The organism is Malikia spinosa (genome assembly GCF_002980625.1).
In the GTDB taxonomy this organism is placed as follows: Bacteria; Pseudomonadota; Gammaproteobacteria; order Burkholderiales; family Burkholderiaceae_C; genus Malikia; species Malikia spinosa.
Genome location: NZ_PVLR01000024.1, coordinates 139,865 through 154,844, shown reverse-complemented (window position 1 = coordinate 154,844; position 14,980 = coordinate 139,865). Strand labels below are relative to the sequence as shown.

General features: G+C 64.6%; 15 protein-coding genes. 5 read left to right on the top strand and 10 right to left on the bottom strand.

Going from position 1 to position 14,980, the window contains the following annotated elements:
- Positions 1 to 120 precede the first annotated feature (120 nt).
- Entirely contained in the window at positions 121 to 1,089 is a 969-nt protein-coding gene (paaX, locus tag C6P61_RS09880) for a phenylacetic acid degradation operon negative regulatory protein PaaX (protein WP_211296957.1), read from the bottom strand.
- A gap of 268 nt (positions 1,090 to 1,357) precedes the next feature.
- On the opposite strand from paaX, the gene grpE reads away from it, so the two are divergent.
- From grpE to C6P61_RS09860, 4 genes are all read left to right on the top strand, one after another.
- Positions 1,358 to 1,921 (top strand): nucleotide exchange factor GrpE, encoded by a 564-nt coding sequence (gene grpE / locus C6P61_RS09875; protein WP_105729756.1) that lies wholly within the window; start codon positions 1,358 to 1,360, stop codon positions 1,919 to 1,921.
- Positions 1,922 to 1,994: 73 nt separating this feature from the next.
- Complete coding sequence (gene dnaK, locus C6P61_RS09870; protein ID WP_280524139.1) at positions 1,995 to 3,968, top strand: molecular chaperone DnaK; 1,974 nt, start codon at positions 1,995 to 1,997, stop codon at positions 3,966 to 3,968.
- Positions 3,969 to 4,060: 92 nt separating this feature from the next.
- Positions 4,061 to 5,197, top strand: a complete 1,137-nt coding sequence (dnaJ, locus tag C6P61_RS09865) for a molecular chaperone DnaJ (RefSeq protein ID WP_105729754.1) — start codon at positions 4,061 to 4,063, stop codon at positions 5,195 to 5,197.
- A gap of 26 nt (positions 5,198 to 5,223) precedes the next feature.
- Positions 5,224 to 6,588, top strand: a complete 1,365-nt coding sequence (locus C6P61_RS09860; RefSeq protein ID WP_105729753.1) for an MBL fold metallo-hydrolase — start codon at positions 5,224 to 5,226, stop codon at positions 6,586 to 6,588.
- A 54-nt stretch (positions 6,589 to 6,642) separates the two neighbouring features.
- Here the strand turns inward: C6P61_RS09860 and C6P61_RS09855 are convergent, their stop codons facing one another.
- On the bottom strand, positions 6,643 to 7,896 hold the full coding sequence (locus C6P61_RS09855) for a GGDEF domain-containing protein (protein WP_170067365.1): 1,254 nt from the start codon (positions 7,894 to 7,896) through the stop codon (positions 6,643 to 6,645).
- Between the two features lie 177 nt (positions 7,897 to 8,073).
- Here C6P61_RS09855 and C6P61_RS09850 point away from each other — a divergent pair, with 177 nt between their 5' ends.
- Positions 8,074 to 9,543 (top strand): NAD-dependent succinate-semialdehyde dehydrogenase, encoded by a 1,470-nt coding sequence (locus C6P61_RS09850; RefSeq protein ID WP_105729751.1) that lies wholly within the window; start codon positions 8,074 to 8,076, stop codon positions 9,541 to 9,543.
- Positions 9,544 to 9,750: 207 nt separating this feature from the next.
- On the opposite strand, the gene C6P61_RS09845 is transcribed toward C6P61_RS09850, so the two are convergent.
- Genes C6P61_RS09845 through C6P61_RS09810 form a run of 8 tightly spaced genes read right to left on the bottom strand, consistent with a single transcriptional unit; the run spans position 9,751 to position 14,968 of the window.
- The gene (locus C6P61_RS09845; RefSeq protein WP_105729750.1) at positions 9,751 to 10,188 is read right to left on the bottom strand and encodes a holin family protein; all 438 of its coding nucleotides are present in this window, start codon (positions 10,186 to 10,188) and stop codon (positions 9,751 to 9,753) included.
- A complete protein-coding gene (locus C6P61_RS09840; protein WP_105729749.1) occupies positions 10,185 to 10,697 on the bottom strand; it encodes a glycoside hydrolase family 108 protein in 513 nt (170 codons plus the stop codon). The genes C6P61_RS09845 and C6P61_RS09840 overlap by 4 nt, the downstream gene beginning before the upstream one ends.
- 53 nt (positions 10,698 to 10,750) lie before the next feature.
- Positions 10,751 to 10,972, bottom strand: coding sequence for a hypothetical protein (locus C6P61_RS09835; RefSeq protein ID WP_146115023.1), 222 nt, complete (start codon positions 10,970 to 10,972; stop codon positions 10,751 to 10,753).
- Complete coding sequence (locus tag C6P61_RS09830) at positions 10,969 to 11,250, bottom strand: hypothetical protein (RefSeq protein WP_105729747.1); 282 nt, start codon at positions 11,248 to 11,250, stop codon at positions 10,969 to 10,971. The genes C6P61_RS09835 and C6P61_RS09830 overlap by 4 nt, the downstream gene beginning before the upstream one ends.
- Positions 11,247 to 11,534, bottom strand: a complete 288-nt coding sequence (locus C6P61_RS09825) for a hypothetical protein (protein ID WP_105729746.1) — start codon at positions 11,532 to 11,534, stop codon at positions 11,247 to 11,249. Before C6P61_RS09825 ends, C6P61_RS09830 begins: the two co-directional genes overlap by 4 nt.
- 9 nt (positions 11,535 to 11,543) lie before the next feature.
- Positions 11,544 to 13,196, bottom strand: a complete 1,653-nt coding sequence (locus C6P61_RS17690) for a phage head spike fiber domain-containing protein (protein ID WP_146115022.1) — start codon at positions 13,194 to 13,196, stop codon at positions 11,544 to 11,546.
- Positions 13,197 to 13,206: 10 nt separating this feature from the next.
- Complete coding sequence (locus tag C6P61_RS09815; protein ID WP_105729744.1) at positions 13,207 to 13,896, bottom strand: hypothetical protein; 690 nt, start codon at positions 13,894 to 13,896, stop codon at positions 13,207 to 13,209.
- Between the two features lie 22 nt (positions 13,897 to 13,918).
- The gene (locus C6P61_RS09810) at positions 13,919 to 14,968 is read right to left on the bottom strand and encodes a hypothetical protein (RefSeq protein ID WP_105729743.1); all 1,050 of its coding nucleotides are present in this window, start codon (positions 14,966 to 14,968) and stop codon (positions 13,919 to 13,921) included.
- Between the last annotated feature and the right edge of the window lie 12 nt (positions 14,969 to 14,980).

Sequence of the window (14,980 nt, the reverse complement as noted above, 5' to 3'; positions counted from 1 at the left end):
CAAACTTAATTTAATTTCTACAAAAAATGTATCACATGAGAATAAAAAAAAGGATCAGGGTTTCCCCTGATCCATCGCCCCGTTGCCGGATGGCTTGACCGTGCTGGCGCGTGCGCTCGCTCAGGCCAGCTCGGTCAAGGCGTCCTGGCCCTGGAAGCGCTCGCTCACCAGGCTCGACGCCGGCGGCAGCTCGCCGTTGGCCAGCAGCAGATGGCGGTCCAGATGCCGCTCCGACGGCCCGAGCAGGCGGCGATAGAGCGCCTTGCAAAGCTGGCGCGCCGCATGGCCCGGCCAGCCGGACGGCAGCAGCACCTCGGGCAGCTCCGGGTCGCGCAACAGCAGGCGGCGAAAGTCGTGGATCAACAGCATGCGCACCAGGAAGGCGCTCTGTTCGTCGACACCCTCGGGCGCGGACTGGCGCAGGGCGTCCAGGATCGGCTGGTAGCAGGCCACGAAGTCGGTGTAGGCGCCCGCCAGGCTCTCGAGGTTCCAGGCCGACTGGACGATGTCGGCATCGTGCGCCGACTGGCCCAGCCGCGGATTGACCGCCAGCAGCGGCATCAGCTTGGGCAGCAGCCCGCTCATGCCGTCGGCGCCCAGGGCATCGAAGCTCGACTCGAGGTCGGCGCCTGGGTGCACGAAGCAAGTCGGGCTGAATTCACCGAACCCCTGCCAGTAGAGGGCGCGGCGCAGCTGCTCGCGCTCGCGCGGCGCGAGTTCGCCCAGCACCATCACCAGGCGCCAGCGCCGGTCCCACAGCGGTGCCTCGGCGGCGTAGATCTGGCGCGCAGCCTCCTCGAAGCGGCGCTGGCCCGAAGCCGTCAGCATGTAGTCGGTGCGGCGGCCCTGGGTCTGGGTCGTGAGCCAGTCATCCTTGACGAGACGGAACACCGTGGTGCGCACCAGCCGCTCGTTGAGGTCGAGCGGCCCGAGCAGGTTGATCAGGCTGCCGAGCCAGATCCGGCCGCCGCGCGGCAGCACGGCGTCACCGAACACCGAAACGATCAGCGAACCGGCCTTGATCCGGCTTTGCTGGCGAAAGCTCTCCAGGCGCTCGTGAATGGTCTGCTCCACGCTGTCTTTTGTCATCGATCTTGTCTTTTGTCTTGTCTTTTGTTGTGGCGGCGCGACTCCTTTGGACTCCATGGCCGCGCCAGGCTGCCGAGTGTAGAGTCTCGATCCAGGGCGGCCAGGCCCGCAATCCGGCTCCAGGCAGAGCGCCAGGGCCATTGCGTCGCAACGGGCCGGGACAGGGCCGGCGGATTGACGCTATTTTTTCAGCTGACAGCGCTTGAAATCCTGACAAGGCGTCCCAAGCTGGTGGCAAATCTTCATTGTTGCAACCCTAGAGCCTGTCATGTCTGCACCGCAAGACCTCCACTCCACCGAAGCCGGTCAAACCGCCCCCATCAGTCCCGAGGAAGCGCAAGCCGCGGCCGCTGCCGGCCAGGCCGACGCCGCAGCCGCCCAGGTCAACGAGATCGAGAGCCTCAAGGCGCAGAACGCCGAGCTGGCCGAGCAGTTCCTGCGCGCCAAGGCCGAGGTCGAGAACATCCGCCGCCGCTCCGAGGACGAAGTCGCCAAGTCGCGCAAGTTCGCCGTGGAAGGCTTCGCCGAGAGCCTGCTGCCGGTGCTCGACAGCCTCGAAGCCGGCTTGAGCATCCAGGAAGCGACCGTGCAGCAGATCCGCGAAGGCTCGGAAGCTACGCTCAAGCAGCTGCAGTCGGCGCTGGCCCGCAACAAGGTGATCGCCATCGCGCCGGCCGCCGGCGAGAAGTTCGACCCGCATCACCACCAGGCGATCTCGGTCGTGCCGGCCGAGCAGGAGGCCAACACCGTGGTCGCCGTGCTGCAAAAGGGCTACCTGATCGCCGAGCGCGTGCTGCGCCCGGCCTTGGTCACCGTGACCGCCCCCAAATAAGAACCAGCCGGACGCCGGCAGAGACCCGACGCCAGCGCGGGTCTTGAAAAAGCCCACAGCGTCCTCACCTCTGATTCAAGCGAATTTCCACCGTTTTTTCCAAGATTCATCGGAGCACCTCATGGGCAAGATCATCGGCATCGACCTCGGCACCACCAACTCCTGCGTGGCCGTGATGGAAGGCAACACCACCCGCGTCATCGAGAACAGCGAAGGCGCGCGCACCACCCCGTCCATCATCGCCTATCAGGAAGATGGCGAAGTGCTGGTCGGCGCGTCGGCCAAGCGCCAGGCCGTCACCAACCCGCGCAACACCCTGTACGCCGTCAAGCGCCTGATCGGCCGCAAGTTCGGCGAGAAGGAAGTGCAAAAGGACATCGACCTGATGCCCTACACCATCGCGGCCGCCGACAACGGTGACGCCTGGGTCGAAGTGCGCGGCAAGAAGATCGCCCCGCCGCAGATCTCGGCCGAAGTGCTGCGCAAGATGAAGAAGACCGCCGAGGACTACCTGGGCGAAGCCGTGACCGAGGCCGTCATCACCGTGCCGGCCTACTTCAACGACGCCCAGCGCCAGGCAACCAAGGACGCCGGCCGCATCGCGGGCCTCGAAGTCAAGCGCATCATCAACGAGCCGACCGCCGCTGCGCTGGCCTTCGGCCTCGACAAGCATGGCACCGGTGACCGCAAGATCGCCGTGTTCGACCTCGGTGGCGGCACCTTCGACATCTCGATCATCGAGATCGCCGACGTCGATGGCGAAAAGCAGTTCGAAGTGCTGTCGACCAACGGCGACACTTTCCTGGGCGGCGAGGACTTCGACCAGCGCATCATCGACTACATCATCGACGAGTTCAAGAAGGAAGCCGGCGTCAACCTCAAGCAGGACGTGCTGGCCCTGCAGCGCCTGAAGGAAGCCGCCGAGAAGGCCAAGATCGAGCTGTCCAACAGCACCCAGACCGACATCAACCTGCCCTACATCACGGCAGACGCGTCGGGTCCGAAGCACCTCAACATCAAGCTGACCCGCGCCAAGCTCGAAAGCCTGGTCGACGAGCTGATCGAGCGCACCATCGCGCCTTGCCGCATGGCGATCAAGGACGCCGGCGTGTCGGTCTCCGACATCCAGGACGTGATCCTGGTCGGCGGCATGAGCCGCATGCCCAAGGTGCAGGAGAAGGTCAAGGAATTCTTCGGCAAGGAGCCGCGCAAGGACGTCAACCCCGATGAAGCCGTCGCCGTCGGCGCCGCGATCCAGGGCCAGGTCCTGTCGGGCGACCGCAAGGACGTGCTGCTGCTCGACGTGACCCCGCTGTCGCTGGGCATCGAGACCATGGGCGGCGTCATGACCAAGATGATTGGCAAGAACACCACCATCCCGACCAAGTTCAGCCAGGTGTTCTCGACCGCCGAGGACAACCAGCCGGCCGTCACGATCAAGGTGTTCCAGGGCGAGCGCGAAATCGCCGCCGGCAACAAGGCGCTGGGCGAGTTCAACCTCGAAGGCATCCCGCCGGCCAGCCGCGGCACGCCGCAGATCGAAGTCTCGTTCGACATCGACGCCAACGGCATCCTGCATGTCGGCGCCAAGGACAAGGGCACCGGCAAGGAAAACAAGATCACGATCAAGGCCAACTCCGGTCTGTCGGAAGCCGAGATCGAGAAGATGGTCAAGGATGCCGAAGCCAACGCCGCCGAAGACCACAAGAAGGTCGAGCTCGTGCAGGCGCGCAACCAGGGTGATGCCATGGTCAGCTCGGTCAAGAAGAGCCTGACCGAGTACGGCGACAAGATCGACGCGGCCGAGAAGACCGCGATCGAAGCCGCGATCAAGGAAGTCGAGGAAGCGATCAAGGGCGACGACAAGGCCGCCATCGAAGCCAAGACCGAAGCGCTGATGACCGTCAGCCAGAAGCTCGGCGAGAAGATGTACGCCGACATGCAGGCCCAGCAGGGCGCTGCCGCTGCCGCCGGTGCTGAAGGCGCCGCCCGTCCGGCCGACGACAATGTGGTCGACGCCGAGGTCAAGGAAGTCAAGAAGGACTAAGCTCCCTCTTTTCCTGACCTGAACACCGCCGCGCGCGGGTCTGCCGACCCGGCGCGGCGTTCGCACTATCAGCCCTACCCCCTGCAAGCACCATGGCCAAACGAGACTTTTACGAAATCCTGGGCGTCGGCAAGACCGCCAGCGACGACGAGATCAAGAAGGCGTATCGCAAGCTGGCGATGAAGCACCACCCGGACCGCAACCAGGGTGAGGCTTCCAAGGCCGCCGAAGAGAAGTTCAAGGAGGCCAAGGAAGCCTACGAGATGCTGAGCGACCCGCAAAAGCGCGCCGCCTACGACCAGTACGGCCATGCTGGCGTCGACCCGAACATGCGCGGCGGCCCGGGTGGCGCCGAGGGCTTCGGCGGCTTTGGCGATGCCTTTGGCGACATCTTCGGCGACATCTTTGGCGGCCAGCGTGGCGGTCAGCGCGGCGGCCGTCAGGTCTACCGCGGCAACGACCTGTCCTATGCGATGGAGATCACGCTGGAGGAAGCTGCCGCCGGCAAGGACAGCCAGATCCGCATCCCGAGCTGGGACGAATGCGACACCTGCCACGGCAGCGGCGCCAAGCCCGGCACCAGCGCCAAGACCTGCAACACCTGCCAGGGCAGCGGCGCGGTGCAGATGCGCCAGGGCTTCTTCAGCGTGCAGCAGACCTGCCCGCATTGCCACGGCAGCGGCAAGATCATCCCCGAGCCCTGCACCAGCTGCCACGGCCAGGGCAAGATCAAGAAAAACAAGACGCTCGAGATCAAGATCCCGGCCGGCATCGACGACGGCATGCGCATCCGCTCGGCCGGCAACGGCGAGCCCGGTCGCAACGGTGGACCCGCAGGCGACCTGTTCATCGAGATCCGGGTCAAGCGCCACGAACTGTTCGAGCGCGACGGCGACGACCTGCACTGCAAAGTGCCGGTCAGCGTCACGACCGCGGCGCTCGGCGGCGAGATCGAGGTGCCGACCCTGGCCGGCAAGGCCGCGATCGACATCCCCGAAGGCACCCAGCATGGCAAGCAGTTCCGCCTGCGCGGCAAGGGCATCAAGGGCGTGCGCTCAAGCTACCCCGGCGACCTCTACGTCCATGTCGATGTCGAGACCCCGGTCAAGCTGACCGAGCACCAGCGCAAGCTGCTGAAGGAACTCGACGAATCGTTCAAGAAGGGCGGCCACAAGCACAGCCCGAACGACAAGGGCTGGTTCGACAAGTTCACCGAGTTCTTCTCTTAAGACGAAGAACATGCTGAAATGGGCGCATGAGCGTCCAGATCAGCTTCCTCGGCGGGGCCGGCACCGTGACCGGCTCCAAGTTCCTCATCCAGCACCAGGATCAGCGGCTGCTGGTCGACTGCGGGCTGTTCCAGGGCTACAAGCAGCTGCGGCTGCGCAACTGGATGCCGCCGCCGGTGGCTCCCGGCCAGATCGACGCGGTGGTGCTGACCCATGCCCACCTCGACCACAGCGGCTACCTGCCGCTGCTGGTGCGCGAGGGCTTCCAGGGCCGGGTCTGGTGCACGCCGGGCACGCGCGACCTGTGCCAGATCCTGCTGCCCGACTCGGGCCATATCCAGGAAGAAGATGCCGCCTATGCCAACCGGCATGGTTTCTCCAAGCACCACCCTGCCCTGCCGCTCTACACCGTCGCCGATGCCAAGGCCTGCCTGGAACGGCTGCAGACCGTGCCGCCCTTCCATGCCTTCGAGCCGCTGCCGGGCTGGCAGGCCAGGCTGCAGCCGGCCGGTCACATCATCGGCGCGGCCAGCCTGCTGATCGAGGTCGGCGGCAAGCGGCTGCTGTTCTCGGGCGACCTCGGGCGCTCGGACGACCTGCTGATGCTGCCGCCCGAAGCGCCACCCGGCGCTGACGCCGTGATCATCGAGTCGACCTATGGCGACCGCAAACATCCGCCGCAGGACCTGCTCGACGAACTGGCGCCGGCGCTCGCGCGGGTGGCGGCACGCGGCGGCACGGCTGTGGTGCCGGTATTCGCGGTCGGCCGGGCGCAAGCGCTGCTGCATGCGATTGCCCTGCTCAAGCAGCAGCACCGGCTGCCGCGCGGCCTGCCGGTCTACCTCGACAGCCCGATGGCAATCCACAGCACCGAAGTGTTCGCGCACCACCCAGGCGAGCACCGGCTCGACGCCGGCCAGGTGCACGACATGGCGCACGCCGCCACCATGGTGCGCACGCCCGACGAATCCAAGGCCATCGCCGCGCTGCACGGCCCCAAGATCGTGCTGGCGGCCAGCGGCATGGCCACCGGCGGGCGGGTGCTGCACCATCTGGTGCAATACCTGGGCGACCACCGCCACATGGTGCTGCTGACCGGCTACCAGGCGCCGGGCACGCGCGGCGCCGCACTGGTCAATGGCAGCGCTACGCTGCGCATCCACGGCCAGGACCTGCCGGTGCGGGCCGAGGTCGTGCAGTTGCAAACCGCGTCTGCCCATGCCGACGCGCCCCAGCTCATGACCTGGCTGCGCGCAGTACCGGGCCGGCCGCACCGGGCCTTCGTGGTCCACGGCGACCTGGAAGCCTCGGACGCGCTGCGCCAGCGCATCGAGCGCGAACTGCACTGGCAGGCGGTCGTGCCCGAGCATGGCTCGAGCTGGGCGGTGTAGGCCTGGATGCAGGGCCGGGCTGGTCCGGGACTGGTCAGCCGGCGGCTGCCGGCCTCAGCTCGGCCGCGTTTCCCTTGGCCGGTGGCGGGCCGGCCGCAGCGCTGAAACGGACGCCAGCCTGACGCTGTTGCGCCCCGCCTGCTTGGCCTGGTAGAGCGCCGCATCGATCCGGCTGATCCAGCTGTCGAGCGATTCGTTCGGCAAATAGCCGGCGACACCAAAGCTCGCGGTCACCCGGCCGACCTGCGGGATCTGTTGCGCCTCGAAGGCCGAGCGCAGCTTCTCCGCGACGGTCATCGCCTGCTGCGGCCCGGTATCGGGCATCAGCAGCATGAATTCCTCCCCGCCCCAGCGAGCCAGCAGGTCGCAGCCCCGGGTGTGCTGGCGCGCCAGGGCCGTCAACTCCACCAGCACGCGGTCGCCGGCCAGATGACCATGGATATCGTTGATATCCTTGAAATGATCGAGGTCGAAGATCAACAGGCTGAGCGCCTGCTCGTGCCGGTCGGCCCGGGCCATTTCCTGGCGCACCATGCTCTCGAAGTGACGGCGGTTCCACAGCCCTGTCAGCATGTCCGTGGTCGCCATGTGGCTGAGCTGCGCATTGGCCGACTCCAGCGCCTGGTTGAGTCGCTCGGCCGCCTCCTTGGCCTGTTGGAGTTGCTGCTCGAAGCGCTGCTGCACCTGCAGCAGGAAGCCGAAGCCATTGATGCACATGACCACGAAGGCCAGGGTGTAGAGCCCGATGTTGATCCCGTTGTTCTGGTAGGACACCAGCTCGACGCCGAGCAATCCGATGATCACCTTCAGCGCCAAGCAGCCCCCCAGCGCTCCGTCGAGCGCGCTCATCATCAGCAGCAACTGGGGCGACTGGCGGAACTGGTTCAGGCTCAAGGCCGACATCGCCAGGTAGAGCAAGGCGGCAATGCCGGTGCCGACGAGGATCATCGGATGGTTGCTGCTGGCCAGCCAGACCGTGGCGATGAAGACCGGCACAGCCACCATCATGGCGGCCCGGACCACCGGGACCCAGCGCGGCGCTCCCAGAAAGCGCGCATAGACCGCCAGCTCCATGGCGATGCCCAGCCACTGCATCAGATTGCCGGCATAGATCCAGGGCACCCATTCCGCGCCCCACAGCGGCCGCGACCAGCCCAGCAGGTAACCCGATCCGGCGACCAGCTTGGCCAGCTGCCAGGCGCGCAGATGCGGCATGTCGTGCTTGCGGCAGCGCTGATAGACGAAGACCACCAGCGCAAACGACAAGTTGAACAAACCGAGAGAGAAGATCAGGGTCCTGGTGTCCATGGTGATACGGGCTCGGTACGGGCTGCGCAAAAATAGCAAGATGCACTGATTAAACCCTGACCCAATGCCTCTTCTCCCCATAGAAAACCCAGAATTATCGTTTTCTGTCGGGCTGCCGGCCTCGGTCGCCGCGCCGGTCCGAGCAGGGATCAAACCGGCGGTGTAAGCTTGCTTTCCATGAAAAATCCACTCGACCGACTGCAGGACCCGACCCTGTTCAAGACCGATGCCTTCATCGCCGGCGACTGGGTGGCTGGCAATTCGCGCTTTCCCGTGCATGACCCGGCCACCGGACACAAGCTCGCTGATGTCGCCAACCTCGGCCCAGCCGAGACGCAAGCCGCGATCGCCGCCGCCAACGCGGCCTGGCCGGCCTGGAAGGCACGCACTGCCAAGGAACGCAGCATCGTGCTGCGCCGCTGGTTCGACCTGCTGATGGCGCATCAGGAGGACCTGGCCCGACTGATGACCGCCGAACAGGGCAAGCCGCTGGCCGAGTCGCGGGGTGAGGTCGCCTACGGCGCGAGCTTCGTCGAGTGGTTCGCCGAGGAAGCCAAGCGCATCAACGGCGAAGCCCTGCCCCAGTTCGACAACAACCGCCGCCTGCTCGTGCTCAAGCAGCCGATCGGCGTCTGCGCGGCGATCACGCCCTGGAACTTCCCGCTCGCCATGATCACGCGCAAGGTCGCGCCTGCGCTGGCGGCCGGCTGCCCGGTCATCATCAAGCCGGCCGAGCTCACGCCGCTGACCGCGCTGGCCGCCGCCGAGCTGGCACTGCGCGCCGGCATCCCGGCCGGCGTGCTCAACGTCATCACGGCTGACGCCGAGCAATCGATCGCGGTCGGCAAGGCACTCTGCGCCAGCGACGTGGTGCGCCACCTGAGCTTCACCGGCTCGACCGAGGTCGGCCGCATCCTGATGGCGCAATGCGCGCCGACCGTCAAGAAGCTCTCGCTCGAACTCGGCGGCAACGCGCCCTTCATCGTGTTCGACGACGCCGACATCGACTCCGCCGTCGAGGGCGCCTTCGCCAGCAAGTACCGCAACGCCGGCCAGACCTGCGTATGCAGCAACCGGCTCTATGTGCAAGCCGGTGTCTACGACGAGTTCGTCACCAAGTTCGCGGCGAAAGTCCGGACCGCCAAGGTCGGCAACGGCTTCGACGACGGCGTCAACCAGGGCCCGCTGATCGAGGAGGCCGCACTCGTCAAGGTGCAGCGCCATGTCGACGACGCGCTGGCCAAGGGCGGTCGGGTCCTGGTCGGCGGCAAGCGACTGCCGGGCCTGTTCTTCGAGCCTACCGTGGTCGCCGATGCCAGCGCCGACATGCTGTGCGCGCGAGAGGAAACCTTCGGTCCGTTCGCGCCGGTGTTCAAGTTCGAGACCGAACAGGAAGCGATCGCCTGCGCCAACGCGACCGAATTCGGCCTGGCCAGCTACTTCTACAGCCGCGATGTCGGCCGCATCTTCCGCGTCGGCGAGGCGCTCGAGTACGGCATGGTCGGCATCAACGTCGGCATCCTCGCGACCGAACATGTGCCGTTCGGCGGCGTCAAGCAGTCGGGCCTGGGCCGCGAGGGCTCGCATTTTGGCATCGACGACTATGTCGAGATCAAGTACCTGTGCCTGGGCGACATCCTGCGCTGAAACGTCGCGTGCCGGTGCATTCCGACGCTGCCGATCAAGCCGTGCAGCGGCGGGCCGAACGGCGCCGGTTTCTGCGGTAAAATGATAGTCTATGCGGGTGTAGTTCAATGGCAGAACCACACCCACCTATGAAAACTCATAGGAAAGGCATAAAACCTACACCAAAACCTACGCCGTACAGGATCGCAAGTCAGCTCGGAATGCTCATCACCGCGCCACACCCTTGACCTTTTCGGCAGTGCGCAGGCCGGCAATCCCCAGCATGCCGGACAGCACCACCCACAGCGCGTCGGTGTCGAGCATGGGTGGCGGCTGCAGGCCAGCAGGCACCAGGCCGCGCGCCTGCAGCAGCGCCCAGGCCCAGACCAGCAGCGGATAGGCCAGGAACTGATAGCCCAGCGCCGTCGCCCCAATCCAGCCGATCGCTGGCCGCCAGCCGGCCACGAACAGACTGCTGCTGGCCGCCTCGACGCGGTTGACCTCAAGCTGCCCGCGCACCAAGTCGGCCTCGACCTTGCGCTCTTCGAGGCCCAGGCGGCGCAGCTCGAGCTCGGCGTCGAGTCGCTCCTTATCGGTCGTGATCAGGTCGTCGGCGATCTGGCCAACGGCTTGGACGATGCCACCCAGGGCAAGTAGTGGTGTCATGATGTTGCGGCTTCAGAAAGCGTCCTGTTGATCCAGCCAAGCAGAAAGCGGGCCTGCGTGCGGTCACGCGCCACGATGTCACGGTAGCGTGCGATGCGGGCCAGCGCGTAGAGCGCCAGGAACAGCCTGGCCTCCATGGCGTTGATGGCCTCGACCGTCTTGCCGCCCATCGCGCCATCGGGCGTGACGCCGGCGACGATCTGGGCCAAGCGCACGGCGGTTTTCAGCCCGGCGTTTGTGCCGAAACTGTAGATGGACTCAGCGACGGACTGGTCGCGGATCTCGTCACCGCGGATCGGTAACCACCAGCCGGCGCGGTAGAAGTCCCGCACCAGCTGGGACGGCGGTGTCTCGCCGCGGTCGATCCAGGCCCAGCCCGGCCACTGCGGGTTCTTGGCGCGCGCGATCCCAGCGTAGGTCAGGCCGCCTGTGTCACCGGCGACCTGGTGCAGCTTGTAGCCTCCCTCGGCCAGCAGAGCCCTCTCGAATGCGGGCAGGAAGTCAGCCACGATACAGCCTCCACCACAGGTGCGGCCAGATGGCCAGAATCATCCAGTGCATCTCAGCTGTCCTCCTGAACGCGGCAGTGATCCCGCCGCAGATCGCGCCAGAACGCCAGCGCCTTGTGGCAGATCATCAGCACGGTGTAGACCAGCGTGGCCCACAGGACCAGCTCCGAGACCTGGATGCCGGCGATCGTGGCGATCGAGACACTGGCCGGCGGCGCGGTTTTGGCGATCATCGCGCTGGCCGATTCGGCTGCGGATTGCTGGGTAGTACTCATGCGTGGCCTCTCGGTGGGTCTTCTGCTGCGCGGGCGGCGCGCTCATAGGGGTTGTCCAGGTAGCCGTACAGCAGCAGCCACCACAGATACTTGACGGCGAACACTAGGCGGCCGTCTCGCTGGATCTGCTCCAGGTGGCAGCGCTCGTGACGCAGTAAACGCTGGTCGGACTCGCGACCAGGGAGCACATAGACGGTGTTCCAAAACGAGGTCCAACCGGCGAATCCGCACAGGCGCATGTAGGCGCGGATCAGGCCGGTGGCGGTCTTGACCTTCACGGCGTCACCTCGGCGGGGGCGGCCTCGATCAGCTCGGGCGCTGGCAGCAGCCCGGCCTCGATCGCTGCTGCCGTGAATGCCGCCTCGTCCGTGAAGGCGTAGCACACGGTCGGATGGCCAGCGTAGACCCGCATCGGGGTTTCGGGGAAGACCTGGTGCTGCTCCCAGCCTGGAATGGCCTCCGGCGTGTTGATGTGCCAGCCCGGCAGGGCCTGCGGATCGGTGGCGATGTTGCCCTCGGCATCGAGGATGGCCTGGGTGTAGATGGTGCCGATGATGTCCATGGTGGCTCCTTATGCGGTCAGGGATTGCAGATGGGCATCGCCGAACTTCTGCGGGTAGATCGACAGCTTGCTGATCCAGCCCGTAGCTCCGGGAGCGATCGAGATATTGCTGCCTCCTTGCGTGCCAGCAGACGATGTCACCGCTGCCCCGTTGATGCTCTTTCGTGTGCTGGTAGCGTCATAGGCCACAGCGGTCTTCTGCCTGGTAGATGCCGTGGCAGGAAAGGTTGTCGCGCCAGAAGTGGCGAGCGTGTTGCCAGAGCGAACAGTGGCGTCCACGTAGATCGTCCCAGCTCCAGGCTGGCCCAATGCAGCCGTCAGATTTTGGTCTGCCGCGCGAGTGACCTGCGAGGCTTCTGTCTTGATATACGACGTTGCTTTGTCACCGGCTTCGAGTTGGGCGCCCCAGATGTAGATGCCGGAGTAGCCGTCTCCGATATAAGCAGTGGAAGCAGCACTCATCAACTGAATTTGGAAAGCTTCTGCACCTCCTGCGACGGTCCTTGTGGCTGTACATCTAAACCAACCGTTACCAACTGGAGTTATTGTTGCAGATGATGTGCTTCCGATAGGTATTGCCGTATTTGATGTCAGGTCAAACTCAGCAGCAGGACTTTGTCCGCTGTTACTAGACAGCCTAAATTTTGTGCGACCAGCCGCCTTTGCATATATAGATGCCGAATATGTATTAGCAGATGTAGTAATAGCTTGATCAAGGCCATGCACAACAAGTGCAGTGCTACTCTCGAAAAGCTTGTCTGCAGTCAAAGTTCCGTCTGGAGCAATTGCTACATTTTGCTCTACATTAGTATTAAATTTTGCCCATATCGAGTTAGAAAACTCCTCCGATCGAAACAGCAAGTTCGTCCGCTGCTCTTCCACCAGCAGCCCCAAGGACTCACCCGTCACAGAATTGTGGTCGAAGCGAGGCACACCAGCCTGTGCGGTTTGCAGGACCGGGATATAGTTGGTAATCGGCTGCGTCGTGGTGGGCGTGTAAGCTGTAACTTGACTGCGCTGTTCAAGTTGGGCGCCCCAAATGTAGATGCCGCTGGAGCCGTCGCCTTGATAAGCCGCAGTGCTACTATCGCTATTGCTTAGGTAGACGGCTGCAATACCTGTTCCTGATGCCGTGCCGACTGCTGAGATAGAAACTCTAAACCAGCCGTTTCCAACACCCTGAATAGATGAAGCAGAAACTCCAGCGCCAGTAGAAGTTATTACCCCAGAAGATAGATCAAAAAATACTGTAGCTCCTACCGGAAAAGTTGAAACACTGAGGTAGATAGCACCGAAATTTCTGCCGCCAGCTTTGCAGTAAATACTGAAAGTATAAGGCAAGCCTGCAGACGTGGTACAGCTTTGAGTAAAATAGTGCTGCGCATTTGAAGAATCTTCAGTTAATGAAGATGCTGTTGCCGTAGCATCTGGTGCGACAAGATTTACCTGTGCAATCGAAGCGCCAAGTTTTGTCCACGCTGTAGATGTAAATTCCTGACTCCGAAGCAGCAGGTTCTCTTCCGCCTTCGCCACCGTCTTGCCGTCGTAATAGGTAGCAGCACTGGCGCGGCTGAAGCTGATGCGCGGGTCGAGCGCCTTGGCGTTGGCGAAATCGAGGTTCAACGAAGGACGGATTGCGGGGAAATTGGATGCGATGGCCATGATTCAGTCCTCAGTTCGCTTGCGTGATGATCCAGTTGGTGCCGTCGGACACCAGCGTTGCGTATTTGCCTGCCGCGGCAGCCAGCATGGCTGTGCCTGCAGCGCCACCGGCCAACGGCACCACGTTGCTCGACGCCGACACGACAGTGAACGCGGCGCGGTTCGTGAGCATGATTTCCCGGCCCATGTTGGTCGCGGCATCCGGCAGCGTGACCGCGATCGAGGCCGTGCCGTTGCAGATCAGCCAGTGCTCGTTGTCGGCGACCGTGAAGGCGGCCGTCTTGATCACGGGAGCCCGGCGGCGGATCTGGCCCTCGACGACTCCACCCGAGATCCGCACGGCTTCATGCGACTGGCAGGCCATGCTGCCCAGGTCGCCATTCCTCGGCACCTGATTGGGCGCAGTCCCGATGTCCGACTGCTCGACCAGCGGAGTCAGCGCCACCCACAGATAGGTGATCTTGCCCTGGGCATCCGCCAGCGGGATCTTGCCGGGCGCCGGCTGTTCAGACGACCAGATCGACACGTCGACGATGGCATCGAAGAAGCTGGTGTTGCTGGGCAGATTGCCGGTGCTCGTGGCCTTGCAGATGTACTGCAGGCCGTTGTAGGTCACGATGTCCAGCGGCTGATAGGTGGTACCAGCGAGGTAGGCACCGCGCTGGATGATCTTGATGCGGCCAAGGTTGACGGAAGGCATGGGAGGTCCTTTTTCGGAGGGGTCAGTAGGTCACGACCAACTCGCCGCTGGCGTTGACGGTCATACTGGTGACGGTGGGGTCGTTGTAGGAGCCGATCAGCTCGCCGTTGGCGTTGACCGAGAAGATGCCGATGCCGTTGGCCAGCACGTTGCCGAACGCGAGCAGCGCGGCGTTGGCGGCAGCTGCAGCGCTGGCGGCCGAGTTGGCCTGCGTGGTCGCGGTGGCAGCCTGGGCATTGGCGGTGCCGGCATGGGTGCTGGCCTGGGCGGCATAGCCCGAGGCAGCGGTCGCCTGGGCCGTCGCTATCACGGCCTGCTGGGTGGCCAGGGTCTTCTGTGCGGCGGCATCAGAGGCGCTGGTGCCGGTGGCAAGCTTGAGCTCGTAGGTGGCCTGGCGGTCGGCGCTTGTCTGCGCGCGGTCCAGTCCAGTCTGGACACGATCAAGGCCGGTCTGCACCCGATCGGCGTCTGCGGCCGCGGCATCCAGGCCGGTCTGCACTCGGTCAGCGCCCGTCTGCGCACGGTCCAATCCGGTCTGGACACGGTCGAGACCGGTCTGCACGCGGTCGTCGGCCGTGGCATCGGCATCCTGCTGCGCAGCCAGTTCGGCTTGGACGGAGCGGTCGCGCGCGGCTTCGGCGCCGAGCCTGGCCTGCTGGGCGGCCGTGGCATTGCCCGCCGAATCAGCCAGGGCGGCGGCGGCCTCTGCCGCTTCCCGGTGCTCTGCTGAGGCAATGGCGTTTTCCGCCGCCTGGCCAGCCGACAGATCTGCGTCCTGGGCTCGCAGGCGGGACGTGGCGGCATCGGCAGCAGCCGATTCGGCGGCAAGCTTGGCATTGGCCTCGCTGGCAGCAGAACGAGTGGCCGATCGGCTGGCCTGGGAGGCAGCCGTGGCAGCCAGGGTAGCGCTGCCGGAGACGTCGACGATGGCGGCCTTGGCCACCACCTCATCGGCGATGTCCTTGATTTGCGCGAACCGCTCAGGCACTTCCTGCAGGAAGGTTCCGACATCGGCCTCGAATGTTGAAGTGCCGGCGACCGGTATCTTTGTGAATGGGGTGAAGTTAGCCATGGGCCCTCCTGT

What these genes read in the sequence shown, in the direction of transcription:
- grpE (WP_105729756.1), top strand. Translation starts at nt 1,358, where the DNA reads ATGTCTGCACCGCAAGACCTCCACTCCACCGAAGCCGGTCAAACCGCC.
- C6P61_RS09815 (WP_105729744.1), bottom strand. Translation starts at nt 13,896, where the DNA reads ATGCCTTCCGTCAACCTTGGCCGCATCAAGATCATCCAGCGCGGTGCC.
- paaX (WP_211296957.1), bottom strand. Translation starts at nt 1,089, where the DNA reads ATGACAAAAGACAGCGTGGAGCAGACCATTCACGAGCGCCTGGAGAGC.
- dnaJ (WP_105729754.1), top strand. Translation starts at nt 4,061, where the DNA reads ATGGCCAAACGAGACTTTTACGAAATCCTGGGCGTCGGCAAGACCGCC.
- C6P61_RS09860 (WP_105729753.1), top strand. Translation starts at nt 5,224, where the DNA reads ATGAGCGTCCAGATCAGCTTCCTCGGCGGGGCCGGCACCGTGACCGGC.
- C6P61_RS09855 (WP_170067365.1), bottom strand. Translation starts at nt 7,896, where the DNA reads ATGGACACCAGGACCCTGATCTTCTCTCTCGGTTTGTTCAACTTGTCG.
- C6P61_RS09845 (WP_105729750.1), bottom strand. Translation starts at nt 10,188, where the DNA reads ATGACACCACTACTTGCCCTGGGTGGCATCGTCCAAGCCGTTGGCCAG.
- C6P61_RS09825 (WP_105729746.1), bottom strand. Translation starts at nt 11,534, where the DNA reads ATGGACATCATCGGCACCATCTACACCCAGGCCATCCTCGATGCCGAG.
- C6P61_RS17690 (WP_146115022.1), bottom strand. Translation starts at nt 13,196, where the DNA reads ATGGCCATCGCATCCAATTTCCCCGCAATCCGTCCTTCGTTGAACCTC.
- C6P61_RS09810 (WP_105729743.1), bottom strand. Translation starts at nt 14,968, where the DNA reads ATGGCTAACTTCACCCCATTCACAAAGATACCGGTCGCCGGCACTTCA.
- C6P61_RS09835 (WP_146115023.1), bottom strand. Translation starts at nt 10,972, where the DNA reads ATGAGTACTACCCAGCAATCCGCAGCCGAATCGGCCAGCGCGATGATC.
- C6P61_RS09850 (WP_105729751.1), top strand. Translation starts at nt 8,074, where the DNA reads ATGAAAAATCCACTCGACCGACTGCAGGACCCGACCCTGTTCAAGACC.